General features: G+C 67.8%; 13 protein-coding genes and 1 pseudogene. 13 read left to right on the forward strand and 1 reads right to left on the reverse strand.

All coding sequences use genetic code 11. From position 1 onward, the window contains the following. Nucleotides 1-53: 53 nt before the first annotated feature. The 12 genes and pseudogenes from bchI (at nucleotide 54) to QZ951_RS06575 (ending at nucleotide 12,528) form a co-directional block, all read left to right on the forward strand. Complete coding sequence (gene bchI / locus QZ951_RS06520; protein ID WP_292999725.1) at nucleotides 54-1,082, forward strand: magnesium chelatase ATPase subunit I; 1,029 nt, start codon at nucleotides 54-56, stop codon at nucleotides 1,080-1,082. Nucleotides 1,083-1,104: 22 nt separating this feature from the next. Then, nucleotides 1,105-2,961, forward strand: a complete 1,857-nt coding sequence (locus QZ951_RS06525) for a magnesium chelatase subunit D (protein WP_292999726.1) — start codon at nucleotides 1,105-1,107, stop codon at nucleotides 2,959-2,961. A 95-nt stretch (nucleotides 2,962-3,056) separates the two neighbouring features. After that, nucleotides 3,057-3,683 (forward strand): DUF2946 family protein, encoded by a 627-nt coding sequence (locus QZ951_RS06530; protein WP_292999727.1) that lies wholly within the window; start codon nucleotides 3,057-3,059, stop codon nucleotides 3,681-3,683. Nucleotides 3,684-3,897: 214 nt separating this feature from the next. Continuing rightward, nucleotides 3,898-4,464 (forward strand): flagellar basal body-associated FliL family protein, encoded by a 567-nt coding sequence (locus QZ951_RS06535; protein WP_292999728.1) that lies wholly within the window; start codon nucleotides 3,898-3,900, stop codon nucleotides 4,462-4,464. A 28-nt stretch (nucleotides 4,465-4,492) separates the two neighbouring features. Continuing rightward, on the forward strand, nucleotides 4,493-5,482 hold the full coding sequence (fliM, locus tag QZ951_RS06540; protein WP_292999729.1) for a flagellar motor switch protein FliM: 990 nt from the start codon (nucleotides 4,493-4,495) through the stop codon (nucleotides 5,480-5,482). Between the two features lie 163 nt (nucleotides 5,483-5,645). After that, a pseudogene (gene fliN / locus QZ951_RS06545) lies at nucleotides 5,646-5,918 on the forward strand (flagellar motor switch protein FliN); the annotation flags it as partial. Nucleotides 5,919-5,951: 33 nt separating this feature from the next. After that, nucleotides 5,952-6,371, forward strand: a complete 420-nt coding sequence (fliO, locus tag QZ951_RS06550) for a flagellar biosynthetic protein FliO (RefSeq protein WP_292999731.1) — start codon at nucleotides 5,952-5,954, stop codon at nucleotides 6,369-6,371. A gap of 50 nt (nucleotides 6,372-6,421) precedes the next feature. Then, nucleotides 6,422-7,126, forward strand: coding sequence for a flagellar type III secretion system pore protein FliP (gene fliP, locus QZ951_RS06555; RefSeq protein WP_366943827.1), 705 nt, complete (start codon nucleotides 6,422-6,424; stop codon nucleotides 7,124-7,126). Between the two features lie 7 nt (nucleotides 7,127-7,133). Next, nucleotides 7,134-7,403 (forward strand): flagellar biosynthesis protein FliQ, encoded by a 270-nt coding sequence (fliQ, locus tag QZ951_RS06560; RefSeq protein ID WP_292999733.1) that lies wholly within the window; start codon nucleotides 7,134-7,136, stop codon nucleotides 7,401-7,403. 10 nt (nucleotides 7,404-7,413) lie between these two features. Beyond that, a complete protein-coding gene (gene fliR / locus QZ951_RS06565) occupies nucleotides 7,414-8,211 on the forward strand; it encodes a flagellar biosynthetic protein FliR (RefSeq protein WP_292999734.1) in 798 nt (265 codons plus the stop codon). Then, on the forward strand, nucleotides 8,204-9,385 hold the full coding sequence (gene flhB, locus QZ951_RS06570) for a flagellar biosynthesis protein FlhB (protein ID WP_292999735.1): 1,182 nt from the start codon (nucleotides 8,204-8,206) through the stop codon (nucleotides 9,383-9,385). The genes fliR and flhB overlap by 8 nt, the downstream gene beginning before the upstream one ends. Nucleotides 9,386-9,606: 221 nt before the next feature. Beyond that, entirely contained in the window at nucleotides 9,607-12,528 is a 2,922-nt protein-coding gene (locus QZ951_RS06575) for a PAS domain S-box protein (RefSeq protein ID WP_292999736.1), read from the forward strand. A 101-nt stretch (nucleotides 12,529-12,629) separates the two neighbouring features. Here the strand turns inward: QZ951_RS06575 and QZ951_RS06580 are convergent, their stop codons facing one another. After that, nucleotides 12,630-13,511: a DUF4394 domain-containing protein gene (locus QZ951_RS06580; RefSeq protein WP_292999737.1), complete on the reverse strand. Its 882-nt coding sequence runs from the start codon at nucleotides 13,509-13,511 to the stop codon at nucleotides 12,630-12,632. 368 nt (nucleotides 13,512-13,879) lie between these two features. Here QZ951_RS06580 and flhA point away from each other — a divergent pair, with 368 nt between their 5' ends. Then, nucleotides 13,880-15,955 (forward strand): flagellar biosynthesis protein FlhA, encoded by a 2,076-nt coding sequence (gene flhA, locus QZ951_RS06585; RefSeq protein ID WP_292999738.1) that lies wholly within the window; start codon nucleotides 13,880-13,882, stop codon nucleotides 15,953-15,955. Nucleotides 15,956-15,982: the final 27 nt, after the last annotated feature.

Genomic DNA, 15,982 nt, shown 5'->3' on the forward strand with positions numbered 1-15,982 from the left:
AGCTCGCCAACACGCTCTTTTCCTTTCAGTTTTGCGCCGAGGATAGCCTGCCCATGGCTCAGCCGTTCCCGTTTTCCGCGATCGTCGGCCAGGACGAGATGAAGCTGGCGCTGCTGATCGCGGCGGTCGATCCGTCGATCGGTGGCGTCATGGTGTTCGGTGATCGCGGCACCGGCAAATCGACCGCCGTGCGTGCGCTCGCCGCGCTGCTGCCGCCGATGGAAGCGGTGATCGGCTGCCCTTATCACTGTGCGCCGGATGACCGCAGCGAAGCCTGCGCCGAAAGCCTCGCGAAGCTCGGCAACGCCCGGAAGAAGACCCATCTCGTGCCGGTGCCGGTGGTCGACCTGCCGCTCGGCGCGACCGAAGACCGCGTGGTCGGCGCGCTCGATCTGGAGAAGGCGCTGTCGCAGGGCGTCAAGGCCTTCGAACCGGGCCTGCTGGCGCGCGCCCACCGCGGCTTCCTGTATGTCGACGAGGTCAATCTGCTCGAAGACCATCTGGTCGATCTGCTGATCGATGTCGCCGCCAGCGGCGAGAACGTGGTCGAGCGCGAAGGCCTCAGCGTGCGCCATCCCGCGCGCTTCGTGCTGGTGGGCAGCGGCAATCCGGAAGAGGGCGAACTGCGGCCGCAGTTGCTCGATCGCTTCGGCCTGTCGGTCGAGGTCGGCACGCCGAAGGATCTGGCGTCGCGCGTCGCCGTCGTCCGCCGCCGCGATGCCTTCGAGCAGGATCGCACCGCCTTCATCGAAAGCTGGAAGAAGGACGATGACAAGGTGCGGCGCCGCATCGTCAGCGCCCGCAAGCAACTGGCGAACCTCGTGGTCAGCGATGCGCTGCTCGAGAAATCGGCCGAGCTGTGCCTCGCGCTCGGCACCGACGGCCTGCGCGGCGAACTGACGCTGATGCGCGCTGCGCGGGCACTCGCCGCACTCGATGGCGCCAAGACCGTGACCGTCGAGCACCTGAAGCGCATCGCGCCGCCGGCACTGCGCCACCGCCTGCGACGCAATCCGCTCGACGATGCCGGCAGCAGCGTCCGCGTCGACCGCGCGATCCAGCACGTGTTTGCCGCGAGCTGATGCGCGCACGGACCGGCAGCCGGTGAAACTGACCGAGCAGGACCGCACGCGCTGGGCCGATGCCGCGACGGCGGCGACCCTGTTCGCGGTCGATCCGGCCGGGCTCGGCGGCGTGCTGCTGCATGCCTTGCCGGGGCCGGTCCGCGAGCGCTGGCTGGGCCTGGTGCACGGCCTGCTGCCGGCGGGCACGCCGTGGCGGCGGGTGCCGCTGAACATCAACGATGGCCGCTTGCTCGGCGGGCTCGATCTGTCGGCCACCCTGTCCGCGGGCCGGCCGATCGCCGAACGCGGCCTGCTGGCCGAAGCCGATGGCGGCGTCGTGGTGCTGGCGATGGCCGAACGCGTGTCGACCGGCATGGCCGCGCGGCTCGCCGCAGCGCTGGACGACGGCGAACTGCGCATCGAGCGCGAAGGGCTGGCGCAGGTCGTCGCTGCCCGCATCGGCGTCATCGCGCTCGATGAAGGCATCGAGCCGGATGAAGTCGTGGCGCCGGCGCTGGTCGACCGTTTCGCGTTCCTGGTCGACCTGCACGACCTGCGCGGCATCGATGAAGGTCTGGAGCTGCCGGCGCCGGACACCATCGCCGCCGCCCGTGCGCGGCTGGCGCAGGTGCAATTGCCGGAAGCGCTGATCGAAGCGCTGTGCGGCACGGCACTGGCCCTCGGCATTCCGGGTCTGCGCGCGGTGCAGCAGGTGGCGCGCGCCACGCGGGTCATCGCCGCACTCGAAGGTCGCGACCTTGCGACCGAGGAAGACGCGTCGATCGCCGGGCGTCTGGTGCTGGCCCCGCGCGCCACGCAGGTGCCGCAGCGCGAAGCGCCGCCGGAACCGCCGCCGGACGCCGAAGCACCACCTGAACCGCCGCCCGAGCCTCCGCCGGAACAGCCACCCGAACCCGATGCGCCGCCCGAACCGCCGCCGGAAGGCGAGGACAGCGAGAAGGACAACGAGCCGCCGCCGTTCGACCTCGAAAAGGCGATCGAGGACATGATCCTCGAAGCGACCAAGGCCGCGATCCCGCCGAATCTGCTGGCGCAGTTGCAGGCCGGTGCCGCGAAAACCGGCAAGGCGAGGGCGTCCGGCAAGTCCGGCGCGGTGCAGAAGCTGGCGGCCCGCGGCCGACCGGCCGGCGCGCTGCGTGGCGAGCCGCGCGCCGGCTTGCGGCTCAGCGTGATCGATACCCTGCGGGCCGCGGCACCGTGGCAGCGCCTGCGCCAGCGCGAACTGGCCACGCGTCCGCCGAGTCCGTTCCCGACGCCGAAAGTGCTGGTGCGGCGCGAGGATTTCCATGTCACCCGGCTGCAGCAGAAGCGCGAGACGACGACGATTTTCGTCGTCGATGCCTCCGGCTCGTCCGCGATGAACCGGCTGGCCGAAGCGAAGGGCGCAGTCGAACTGCTACTGGCCGATTGCTACGTGCGGCGCGATCGCGTTGCCATCATCGGCTTTCGCGGCACCACGGCCGACGTGCTGCTGCCGCCGACGCGCTCGCTGTCGCGGGCCAAGCGCAGTCTCGCCGGCCTGCCGGGCGGTGGCGGCACGCCGCTGGCCACGGCACTCGATGCCGCGATCGAACTGGCCGATGCCGTCGCCCGCCGCGGCGAAACGCCGGGCATCGTGCTGCTGACCGACGGCCGCGCCAATGTCGCGCGTGACGGCACCGGCGGTCGCGCCAAGGCCGAGGACGATGCGATGGCCGCTTCGCGCCGCCTGCGCGCGGCCGGCTTCGCGACGCTGTTCGTCGACACCTCGCCGCGGCAGCAGCCGGTGGCGCAGCGACTGGCGTCCGAAATGCGCGCAACCTATCTGCCGCTGCCGTCGGCCGATGCCCGCACCCTGTCGAGCGCCGTGCGCGCCGTCGGTCCCGGCAGTCGCTGAACGCTGCGCGAGCGCCGTGTCCGCCCCTGAATTCTCCGCAATCCCCTGACATCCATGCCGAATCGCGATATCGCAAACCCTGCGGGTGGTGGTCGATGAGCGCTGCGTCCGAGCCGCCGATCGAACCTTCCTTCGAGCCGAGCATCGAGGACTGGGCCCGCCGTGCGCTGCAGCGCTGGCCGAATGTGCCGCATCTGTATGGCTGGCTGCGGCTGGATCGCCGCGGTCGCTGGCTGATCCGCGGCGAGCTGATCACCCGGCCGCAGATCATCGAGACCATCGCCGCCAACTACGCCTTCGATGCCCGCGGCTGCTGGTACTTCCAGAACGGACCGCAGCGCGGCTACATGGCTCTGGATGCCGCGCCGCTGATCCTGTCCGCCCCGGCCGACGGCGATGCGCTGGATACCCATCTGGCCAAGCCGGCCGGCAAGGTTTCGCGCGTGGCGCTCGATGAAGGCGGCGGGCTGTGGATGGTCACGCAGCGCGGTCCCGGCTGGCTGACCGACCGCGATCTCGACTGGGCACTGGCGCGGATCTCGACCACCGACGGCACGAACCTCGACGAGGCGATGGCGCAGGCGCTGGCGCAGCCCTCCGGTAGCGCCACGCGGCTGCAACTGACGCTCGACGGCGCGGCGATTCCGATCGAGCGCCTCGACGAACGCGATGTGCCGGCGCATTTCTATTTCGTCACCGAGCCGACCGCGTCGACGCCCTGACGGTCGGCCGGCGCTGACCAGATCGCTGCCCGACCGCGGCGATCCGGCGCGCGCCGCATTTTTGTCGCGACCGTTTCCGGGCGGTCCGCGACAAGCCTGAGTCAATTTCTCGTCTTCGGCACAAGCTACTGATCCCGCTGCAGTTTCGGACTCCAGTGGGCGTGGCACATGGCTTGCTCCCTCGCCTGCGAAACCCGCAGACGAGATTGCCCGCATGTCCACCGCCGAAGCCGCCGCACCGCCGAAGTCGAAGAAGACCCTGTTCATCATCATCGGTGCCGTCGTGGCGTCGGCGGCGATCTCCGGCGGCGCCGTGTTCTTCCTGACGCCGAAGCATCCGGCGCCGGCGGCGGCTGCCGAAGGCGAGGGCGAATCCGCCGAGGCGGCACCGGCCGAGCACGGCGAAGCGCCGAAGCCCGAGCACGGCGGCGGGGGCGAAAAAGCCAAGGGCGGCAAGCACGGTGGCAGCAGCTACTACCCGCTGACGCCGGCCTTCGTCGTCAATCTGAGCGGCGACGACACCTCGCACTTCCTGCAGGTCGAAATGGAATTGCAGGTCTCCGGCGCCGCCACCGAGGACGCGCTGAAGCAGCACAACCCGCAGATCCGCAATTCGGTGCTGATGCTGCTGAGCCAGCAGTCCGCGGCCGATGTCGCATCGCGCGAAAGCAAGGAAGCGCTGCAGGCCAAGGTGCTGGCCGAGATCCAGCGGATCCTGACCAAGGAGACCGGCAAGGCCGGTGTCGACGCAGTGTTCTTCACCAGCTTCGTCATGCAGTAAGCGCGGCCCGACCGACCGGACGACTCCCATGCAAGACCTGCTTTCCCAAGACGAGATCGACGCCCTGCTGCATGGCGTCGACAGCGGCAAGGTCGAGACCGAAGCGCCGCCGCCCGCGCCGGGCGAAGCACGCAGCTTCAATTTCGCGACCCAGGACCGCATCGTCCGCGGCCGCCTGCCGACGCTGGAGATGATCAACGAGCGCTTCGCGCGCCTGTTCCGCATCGGCCTGTTCAACATGCTGCGGCGTTCGCCGGAGCTGTCGGTCGTCGGCATCGAGATGGCGAAGTTCAGCGAATACACGCACTCGCTGCTGGTGCCGACCAGCCTGAATCTGGTCCGGGTCAAGCCGCTGCGCGGCACGGCGCTGTTCATCTTCGAGCCGCGGCTGGTGTATTCGGTGGTCGAGAACTTCTTCGGCGGTGACGGCAAGGTTCACACCCGGATCGAAGGCCGCGAATTCACGCCGACCGAGATGCGCGTGGTCCAGCTGCTGCTGAAGCAGGCGTTCCACGATCTGCAGGAAGCCTGGTCGCCGGTGATGGACCTCGACTTCGAATACCTGAATTCCGAAGTCAATCCGCACTTCGCGAACATCGTCAGCCCGTCGGAAATCGTCGTCGTGTCGCGCTTCAAGATCGAACTCGAAGGCGGCGGCGGCGATCTGCACATCACTTTCCCGTACTCGATGATCGAGCCGATCCGCGATCAGCTCGATACCGGCCTGCAGTCCGATCGGGTCGAGAAGGACGAACGCTGGAGCCAGAACCTGCGCGAGCAGCTGCAGGACGCGGAAGTCGAGATCGGCAGCCAGCTGGCCAGCCTGACCGTCAGCGTCCGCGAGCTGATGCAGCTGAAGCCGGGCGACGTGCTGCCGCTGAAGCTGCCGAAGACCATCGAGCTGTGCGTCGAGGACATGCCGGTGTTCAAGGGCACGTTCGGCACCTCGCAAGGCAAGAACGCCGTGCGCATCACCGAAGTGATCCGCCGCGGCCAGCGCAGCAACGCGCTGCACTGACGCCGCTTCGACACGCGATCCCATGACCGACCACCCCATTCCGAATTCCGCACCCGAAACCGCCCGCGAGCCCGATCCCATGACCACCCCGCAGAACGGCAGCAACAAGGACTACACCCGCGCCAGCTTCCAGAATCTGGAAGGCTCCGCCGCGAACGCCGGCGGCCTCGGCAACGAGTTCAACCTCGACGTCATCCTCGATGTCGCGGTGACGCTGTCGATGGAAGTGGGCCGCGCCCGCATTCCGATCCGCAACCTGCTGCAGCTCAATCAGGGCTCGGTGGTCGAACTCGAGCGCGCCGCCGGCGAGCCGCTGGACGTCTACGCCAACGGCACCTTGATCGCGCACGGCGAAGTGGTGGTGGTCAACGAGAAGTTCGGCGTCCGGCTCACCGATGTCGTCAGCCCGGCGGAACGCATCCGCAAGCTGAAGTAGCCCCGAGCGCCATCGCCCCCAATGGCTCTCTCCATGGCTCCTTCAGTTGCCCTGTCGACCGCTGCGTCGACGTCGTCTTCATCCGCCGCTGCCGCGGCCTTGCCCGGGCTTGGCCAGACCGCGCTGTCGCTGATCGTGGTGCTCGGCCTGATCTTCGCGCTGGCCTGGGTGCTGAAGCGCCTGCAGGGCGTGCGCACCGGTGGTCCGGCCAACCTGCGCATCCACGGCGGCCTGCAGGTCGGCGCCAAGGAAAAGGTGCTGCTGATCGAAGCCGGCGGCACGCATCTGCTGATCGGCGTTTCGGCCAGCGGCGTCAGCACGCTGCATGTCTATCCGGAAGCGCCGGCGATGGCGGCTGCCGAGGTTCCGTCGGCCGGCAGCGGCCAGCCACCGATGGCGACGGCCTTTGCCGAAGCGCTGAAGCGCGCCCTCGGTCAGCAGGTGAAGTCATGAGTCGCCGCCTGCTGCCGCGCGCGGCATCCGCAGCGACGCTACTGCTGGCGATGGTGGCCCCGATGGCCGAGGCCGCCGGCCTTCCGGCACTGAATGTCAGCCCCGCTGCCGGCGGTGGCCAGAACTACAGCTTGAGTCTTCAGGTGCTGATCCTGATGACGGCGCTGACCCTGCTGCCGGCCGGCCTGCTGGCGATGACAGCGTTCACCCGCATCGTCGTCGTGCTCGGCCTGTTGCGTCAGGCCCTCGGCACCGGTGCCACGCCGTCGAACCAGATCCTGATCGGCCTGTCGCTGTTCCTGACCTTCTTCGTCATGCAGCCGGTGTTCGAGAAGGTCTACGACGATGCCGCCAAGCCCTATCTCGACGGCCAGATGGCGTTCGAGCCGGCGCTGGCGGCGGCGGCCAAGCCGATGCGCGGCTTCATGATGGCGCAGACCCGCGAGGCCGATCTGATGACCTTCGCCAAGATCGCCGGCAGCGGCCCGTACAACACGCCGGACGACGTGCCGTTCGCGGTGCTGGCCAGTGCCTTCCTGACCAGCGAGCTGACCACCGCGTTCCAGATCGGCTTCCTGCTGTTCATTCCGTTCGTGATCATCGATCTGGTGATCGCCAGCGTGCTGATGAGCCTCGGCATGATGATGCTGAGCCCGGTGATCATCTCGCTGCCGTTCAAGCTGATGCTGTTCGTGCTGGTCGATGGCTGGTCGCTGGTCATGGGTACGCTCGCGGCCAGCTTCGTCACCGGTTGAATCGGCGATGACTCCCGAAACGGTATTGACCATCGGCAGTCAGGCACTGCAGCTGGTGCTGATGCTGGCAGCGCCGCTGCTGCTGACTGCACTCGCCGTCGGCGTGCTGATCGGCGTGTTCCAGGCGGCCACGCAGATCAACGAGCAGACCCTGAGCTTCATCCCGAAGCTGCTGGCGACGGCCGCCGTGCTGGTGTTCACCGGGCCGTGGATGCTGCGGCTGCTGACCGAGTACACCAAGCGGCTGTACGACAGCATTCCCGCGCTGATTCACTGACGCCAGCGCCATGACGTTTTCCGACGCGCAGGTGCTGGGCTGGATCGAAGCCTGGTTCTGGCCGCTGGTGCGCATCGGCGGCGTGCTGGCCACCGCTCCGGTGCTCGGCGCCCGCGTGGTGCCGGCGCGCATCCGCGTCGCGCTCGCCGTGCTGCTGACCTTGGCGCTGGCGCCGATGCTGCCGGAAGCGCCGCTGATCGAGGCTTTCACCGCCGCGTGGTGGTTCGAGACCGTCAAGCAGCTGCTGATCGGGGTCGCGATGGGCTTCGTGCTGATGCTGGTGTTCGAAGCGGTGGTGCTGGCCGGCGAACTGACCGCCTACGGCATGGGCCTGAGCTTTGCGCAGCTGGTCGACCCGCTGCGTGGCGCCGGCACGCCGGTCGTGGGCCAGCTGCTGATGATCGCCGGTACCCTGCTGTTCCTCGCGAGCGGCGGGCATCTTCGGCTGATCGAGGCGCTGGCGACGAGCTTCCAGACGATGCCGGTCGGCACGCCGGGGTTCGATCTCGACGCCTTCCACATGCTGGCACTGTGGGGCGGGCAGCTGTTCGTCGGCGGCGTGCAGATCAGCCTGCCGGTGGTGATCGCGCTGCTGCTGGTCAATCTCGCGTTCGGCGTCATGAGCCGCTCGGCGCCCGCGCTGAGCGCGATGTCGGTCGGCTTTCCGATCGCCCTCGCTGCCGGCCTGCTGCTGCTGCGCTTCAGCCTGCCGACGCTTCAGGCGGTGATGGAACAGCTGCTTGATCAGGCGTTTGCCCTGATCGGACAGTTGATCGCGCAGCCGACGGCGGGAGGCGGCGATGTCTGATTCCGCCGAAGAGAAAACCTTACCGGCCACCGAAAAACGCAAGCGCGAAGCCCGCGAGAAAGGCCAGGTTCCGCGTTCGCGCGAACTGACCACGGCGGTGGTGATGGGCGCAGGCGCGGCCCTGATGGCAAGCCTCGGCGGCAGCATCGGCAGTCAGGCCCAGGCGCTGCTGCGCAACGGCCTGAGCTTCGATGCCGCAGCCCTCACCGATCCATCGCGGATGCCGGCCCTGCTCGGCAGCACGCTGGCGGCCGCGCTGGTGATCGTCGCCCCGATCCTGTTCGCGACGCTGCTGGCCGCGCTGCTGGCGCCGATGCTGATCGGCGGCTGGAACTTCAGCCTGCAGGCAATCCAGCCCGATCTGAACCGGCTGAACCCGATCACCGGCTTCGGCCGCATGTTCTCGTCGAACAGCTTGGTCGAACTGGCCAAGAGCCTCGCCAAGTTCTGCCTCGTCGGTCTGGTCGCCGGGCTGTCGTGGTGGGGTTCGCGCGGGGAACTGCTGGGGCTCGGTACCGAAGCCAGCCATCAGGCGATCGGCCACGGCCTGTCGATGGTCGTGCATACCTTCGTCTGGATGGTGGCCGCACTCGGCCTGATCGCGGCGATCGACGTGCCGTGGCAGCTGTGGAGCTACTACAAGCAACTGAAGATGTCGCGGCAGGAAATCCGCGAGGAATACAAGCAGAGCGAAGGGCGCCCCGAGGTCAAGGGCCGCATCCGCCGCATGCAGCAGGAGCTGAGCCAGCGCCGGATGATGGACAAGGTGCCGCAGGCCGATGTCATCGTCACCAACCCGACGCACTACGCCGTGGCGCTGCAGTACAGCGCCGGCAAGATGCGTGCGCCGAAGGTCATCGCCAAGGGCGTCGATACCGTCGCCTTCGCCATTCGCGAACTCGGCCGGCAGCATGGCATCACCACGATCGAGGCCCCGCCGCTGGCGCGTGCGCTGTACCGCGGCTGCGATCTGGAAGAAGAGATTCCCGCGCCGCTCTACGCCGCCGTGGCGCAGGTGCTGACCTATGTCTATCAGCTGAAGGCCTGGCGCGGCGGCAACCGTCCGCTGCTGCCGAAAGTCGGCGACGTGCCGGGTGGCGAACCCGATCCGGAGCCGGATGGCGGCGTTGCACCGGCAGGCGCGGCCGCGACCGACGAAGCGCCGGACCGCTGACGCCGGGCAGCGGCTGCGGGCAGCGGCTCCGGGCATCGCCTCTCGTGTCTCGCCTCCCGCACCTCGCGCGGTCGATCGACGCTGGCGATCGGCACGACGTTCACACACGGAAACGGCACGCCGGTCGGGAACGAAACCTGCAGGCAGGGCAGAGTCCGCCAGATTCGCGTCACCTGGCGCCATCTGGGTAGTGATGGGGACTACGGAACGGAGCGCCAGGGATGAAGGTTTGGGCACATAGCCGCCTGATCGATGTCGATGCCCGCGATGCCTTGGCCGACCGTCAGCGCATCGTCGTGCTCGCGTCGGCGATCGTCGGCGTGATCTGCCTGCTGACCAGCCACAGCCTCGGTCAGCATCCGGGCGTCCAGCCGTGGGAAGTCGTGCCGTTCGCACCCGCAGGCATGCTCCTGCTGCTGAACGCGCTGCTGGTTCAGCGCGGTGTCCTGAGCTATCCCGCCGCCAGTGCGATCTTGCTGGCGATCACCGCGGCGCTGCTGCTGTTTCGCATCGTCATGCTGTTCGTCGACGACACCTTCGAAGACCCCGGGCAGGGCATGTTCATGCCGGTGTTCGCGTACTACGGCGTGCTGCCGCTGCTTCTGGTGATCCTGCTGCCGTATCCGTTGTCGGCCCGCTACGGCGCCGCTGCCTGGGCGGTCTTCGCGACCGTCACCACCGTTGGCCTGCTGCCGCACGCCGATGACCAGCCGCGTCGTAAGTTCCTGGCGGCAACCCTGATCTATGTCTGGTTCGGCCACGGCCTGCTGACCGCGCTGCTGTTCGACTGGGCCCGGCAGCAGAAGAATCTCGTCGCAGCCTATTTCCGGCTGGCGGCGATGGAACGCGAGAGCCGCACCGCGATGGCGGAAAGCGAGCAGCGCTTCCGCTCGGTCTACGAGAACGCCACCGTCGGCATCGGTCTCGTCGGCACCGACGAATGCTGGATCGAGGTCAACAGCCGGATGGCCGAGCTGACCGGCTATCCGATCGACGAACTGCAGGGGCAGCCGCTGCGGCAGCTGTTGCCGGTCGATGAGCGCGAGCTGCGCTGTGATCGCGGACGGACGCTGTTCGCCGATCAGCACAACCGCGAGGGCTACTCGGTCGAGCGGCGCTGGCGGCGCAAGGACGGCAGCGAGCGCTGGCTGCTGCATCAGGTTCGTCGGCTGTCGGTCGACGCGGCGAAGGTGCCGGCGCTGCTGGTCATGTCGATCGACATCACCGATCGCGTCGTGGCCAAGCAGGTGGCCGCCGAACATGAACGGGTACGCGAATTCCATTTCACCAACACGCCGCTGGCGGTGATCGAATGGACACCGGACATGCGCGTCAAGCGCTGGTCGGCACGGGCCGAGACGATGTTTGGCTGGCCTGCGAATGAAATCGTTGGCAAAGGCGTTGCCGACTGGCATTTCGTGCATGACGACGATATCGACTCGGTGCTCCGCGTCGTCCACCACATGACCTTTGGCCGCGAAACGCAGATCACCAGCAGCAATCGCAACTACCGGCGCGATGGCACGGTCGTCTGGTGCCAGTGGCACAACTCGATCCTGCGTGACGACAGCGGTCGCGCGACCTCGCTGATCAGCCTGGTGCAGGACGTCACCGAGCAGAAGCTGGCGATGGCGGCGCTCGACCAGTCGGAACGCAAGCTGCGCGGCTTCTTCGAGCAAGCCGCCGTCGGCATGGCGCTGCTCAATGCCGATGGCACGTGGAACACCGTCAACCAGCGGCTGTGCACGCTGACCGGCTACGCCCGCGAAGCGCTGCTGACGATGGACCACCGCGCGATCACCGTGCCGGAGGACATCGAACTCGACCGCCAGCAGGCGGCAGCACTGATCAACGGCGAGATCGATGGCTACGAGATCGAGAAGCGCTACCTGCACAAGCGCGGCTCGATCATCTGGGTCAAGGTCACCGCGACGCGCATGGTGCTGGCGCCGGATCAGCCGGCGCTGTACGTCGCCGTGGTCGAGGACATATCCGAGCGCAAGCGCGCCGAGTCGGTGGTGCGCCAGCTGGCGACCGACCTCGAACGCAAGGTCAGCGAACGCACGGCGCAGTTGCAGCATTCGATGCGCAACTGGGCGCGGCGCAATCAGGAGCAGCGCGTGCTCGGCGACATGATGACCCGGTTGCCGGAGGCGGGGACGCTCGAGGAATCCGGCCAGATCATCGAGCGGTTCGTGCCGACGATCTTCAAGCATTACGGCGGCGCGATCTGGCTGTCGGACGGCAACGGTTCCAGCCTGTCGCTGCTCGCGCAGTGGGGTTGCATCGGCACCGCGCCCAGCACGATGCGCTGCAGCGACTGCGAGGCGATCCAGATCGGCGAAGTGCTGCGCATCGACGATCCGGAGCATCCGACGCTGTGCGCGCATCTGCAGGACTCGCACGTCGCCCAGTCGCTGCGTCCGCACACCTGCGCGCCGATCATGGCGCTTGGCCAGACCATCGGCCTGCTGCACCTGGAGTGGAGCGAGGGCTTGCAGGCGGAAATCATGCCGCCGGATCCGGTGACCGTGGCCAACTGCGTCAAGAAGATCGGCTTGGCCATCGGCAGTGTCCGGCTGCGCGAGGAATTGCGCCGGCAGGCCATCCGGGATCCGTTGACCGGTCTGTTCAACCGCCGCCACTTCGATACCGTGCTGCAGCGGCGAATCAACGAGCATCACCGGAACGGCCGCACGTTCTCGCTGCTGATGATCGACATCGATCACTTCAAGCGCATCAACGATCAGCATGGCCATCACGTGGGCGATGAAGTGCTGTGTGCGGTGGCGGAACTGCTGCTGCGGGTCGGCCGCGTCGATGAAGGCGCGTTCCGGCTCGGGGGCGAGGAGTTCGTGCTGCTGATCGAGGATACCGGGCCGGGGGTCGCCGCCGGCTGTGCCGAGCGGATGCGGCGCGAGGTTGAAGCGATGCCGGTTCCGGCTGGTGATCGCCGTCTGCCGCCGATCACGATCTCGATCGGCGTGGCGAGCTATCCGCGCGATGTCACGGCCACGGCCAGCCTGCTGCAGCGCGCCGACAGCGCGCTGTACACGGCCAAGCGCACCGGCCGCAATCGTGTCTGTCATGCCAGCGCCGCGAACGGCGGCGACGTCTCGGCGGTCCAGCCACCCGAGCGCTGAGCGGACAGGCACTCGGCCCATGCAACCCGCGTCAGCCGGCGAGGGCCGACTGACGCTGGACAGGGCCGTCGGCAGCGACGGCCCGGAATTCCGCCGATGCCTTACTGGTTCAGCGGCAGCGCCAGATCAACCAGCGTGATGCCGGAGGCCAGCGTGCCGATGCTGGACGCCACACCGCTCGAAAGGTCGACCGAGTACACCGCGGTACCGGTGGCCGTGGTCAGCGCCGCGAAGCCGGCATTGCCGACCGTCACGCCGGCGCGGTTCGAACGGGTGTAGATGTCGAAGCCGACGCGGCCGACGAGCGGGGTGGCCGCGCCGGTGGCATCGACCAGCAGCGCGCCGATGTTGGCCAGCACGCCCGCGTTCGGCGGCGCCTGCAGCGCGACGAAGCCGGTGGCGGCGTTGATGTCGAACAGCACGGTGCCGGTGGTGGTGGCCAGATCGTTGTTGGTGTACGCGGCACTGGCCACGCCCAGCGTCGTCACCGGCGGCACGGCGCCGTTGTTCAGCAGGCCGTCGGTCAGCGTGACGCCGCCGGCGTTGACGTTGTGACGCAGGTTCTGGCCGCTGTCGCTGACGATGCGCAGACGATCGGCGGCCGGGTTGAAGTCGACGCCGAAGCGGCTGCCCGCCAGCGGCGTCGACAGCGAGTTGACCCGCGTCGCGGTCGCGTTGCCGAGGTCGATCGTATAGACGCCGCCGCCGTTGCCGACGCCGTACAGCAGGCCGTCCTGAATGCGGAAGTCGATGCCGACGATCTGCGTGTCGGCCGCAGCGAGTCCGGCGATGACGCCGATTTCGCGGGTGGTCAGGCGCGGCGCGGCCGTGTTGAACGAGATCAGCCGCTGGTCGTCGGTCAGACCGATGACGCGCAGCGCGGCCGTGGTGGTCTGGGCATGGGCAATGGAAAGCAGGGAACCGGCCGCAGCAAGCGCGGCGGCAAACAGGGACTTCTTGAGCACGTGGAAACCTCGGGTCATGAATGAATGAAGCAGCGGGTCCGGGAACATTCGCGTTCCCATCCCGCACTGGCGTCTACGCGCCGCAGGTGACGGTAGGTGCAGATGAATCGAGATTTAATCTGTTGCCGCCGGCTCAGGAAAAAATTCGGAAAATCATCAATTTGCGAAAACCCCGAACCCGGCGGCCGATGCCGGGGTCAGCAGCGTCAGCGATGCCGGCAGCGAGCGCCGATGGCCGCCACGCGGCGGTCGATCGTCAGCACGCCCGGTTGATCGGCTCGACGCAGATTTGACGCGCCGCAAGACCGATTCGCCGTAGAACGGAACTTGCAGCCCGGCCTTCCGAGGATGTGCACCGGCATGTCCTGACCTTTCCGGAAGGACCGATGCCGAACGCGATCACCAGTCTGCTCCAGAACCTGCGCGGCCCCGACAGCGTCGCCCGCGGGCTGGGCGCGCCGCTGATGCTGATGGTCATCCTCGCGATGATCGTGGTGCCGCTCGCGCCGTTCGTGCTGGATCTGCTGTTCACCTTCAACATCGCGCTGGCGATCGTGATCCTGCTGGCCGTCGTCTACGTGATGCGGCCGCTGGAATTCAGCGCGTTCCCGACCGTGCTGCTGCTGGTCACCCTGCTGCGGCTGGCGCTGAACGTGGCGTCGACCCGCGTCGTGCTGCTGCATGGCCACGAGGGTGCCGCCGCGGCCGGCCACGTCATCGAGGCCTTCGGGCATTTCGTCGTGGGCGGCAACTACGCGATCGGCTTCATCGTGTTCGTGATCCTGACCCTGATCAACTTCATGGTCGTGACCAAAGGGGCGGAGCGCGTGTCCGAGGTCAGTGCGCGCTTCGTGCTCGATGCCTTGCCCGGCAAGCAGATGGCGATCGACGCGGATTTGAACGCCGGTTTGTTGACACGCGAGGAAGCCAAGGCGCGGCGCGAGGAAGTGCGCGAGGAAGCGGACTTCTACGGCTCGATGGATGGTGCCTCGAAGTTCATTCGCGGCGATGCCATCGCCGGCATCCTGATCCTGTTCATCAACATAGTCGGTGGCCTGTTCATCGGCACGATCAGCCACGGCCTCGGTTTCAGCGAAGCGCTGAAGAACTACACGCTGCTGACCATCGGCGATGGTCTGGTGGCCCAGATTCCGAGCCTGCTGATGTCGACCTCGGTGGCGATCCTCGTCACCCGCATGTCGAAGTCCGGGCGCATGGGCCAGCAGGTGATGACGCAGGTGTTTGCCGAGCCGAAGGTGCTCGGCGTCACCGCCGGTGTGCTCGGCCTGATCGGGATCATCCCGGGCATGCCGAACCTCGTGTTCCTGTCGCTGGCCGCGATCTGCGGCGGCATCGCCTACCTGGCCGCCCAGCGTGCCAAGCAGCGCGCCGCCACCGCGAAGAACCCGCCGGCGCCGGTTGTGGCACCCCCGCAGGAGCTGGGCTGGGACGACGTTACCCAGGAAGATCCGCTCGGGCTCGAAGTCGGCTACCGGCTGGTGCCGCTGGTCGATGCCAAGCAGGGCGGCGAGCTGATGGCGCGGATCAAGGGCGTGCGCAAGAAGCTGACGCAGGAGATCGGCTTCCTGATCCAGCCGGTGCACATCCGCGACAACCTCGAACTGAGCCCCAGCGCCTATCGCATCACGCTGCACGGCGTGCCGATCGCCAGCGGTCAGGTCTATCCCGACCGCGACATGGCGCTGAACCCGGGCCGCGTGTTCGGCACCGTCGAAGGCATCGCGACCAAGGACCCGACCTTCGGGCTGGATGCCGTGTGGATCGAACGCGGCGCCCGCGATCACGCCCAGACGCTGGGCTACACGGTGGTCGATCCGGCGACGGTGGTGGCCACGCACCTGTCGCAGATCATCAAGGACCACGCGCACGAGCTGCTCGGCTTCGATGAAGCCCAGGCGCTGCTCAACGCGCTGCAGAAATCGGCGCCGAAACTGGTCGAGGACCTGGTGCCGAAAGCGCTGCCGCTGGCCGTGTTCGTGCGCGTGCTGCAAAGCCTGCTGGCCGAGCGCGTGCCGATCAAGAACCTCCGCGGCATTGCCGAGGCACTGGCGGAGGCCGCGCCGCGCAGTCAGGAACCCGTCGTCCTCGCGAGCGCGGTGCGTGTCGCGTTGTCGCGCCAGATCGTTCAGGAAATCAATGGCTTGGAACCTGAGCTTCCGGTCCTGACCCTGGCTCCGCAACTGGAACGCGTCCTGCAAGACAGCCTGCAAGGAAGTGGCGCGGTGCTGGAACCGGGACTTGCCGAACGCATGCACCAGTCGCTGTCGGACCAGGTGCGGCGCCAGGCGCAGGCCGGACAACCCGCGGTGCTGCTGGTGCCGGCAGGACTCCGGCCGCTGCTGGCGAAGTTCACCCGCCAGTCGCTGCCCGACCTGCACGTGCTCGCCTACAACGAAGTTCCGGATTCAAAGCAGATCCGCCTGATCGGCGCCGTCTCCTGAGCCTCCGGTCGCGATGGAATCAAGAAG

This window comes from Nevskia sp., from assembly GCF_021732705.1.
Taxonomy (GTDB): domain Bacteria; phylum Pseudomonadota; class Gammaproteobacteria; order Nevskiales; family Nevskiaceae; genus Nevskia.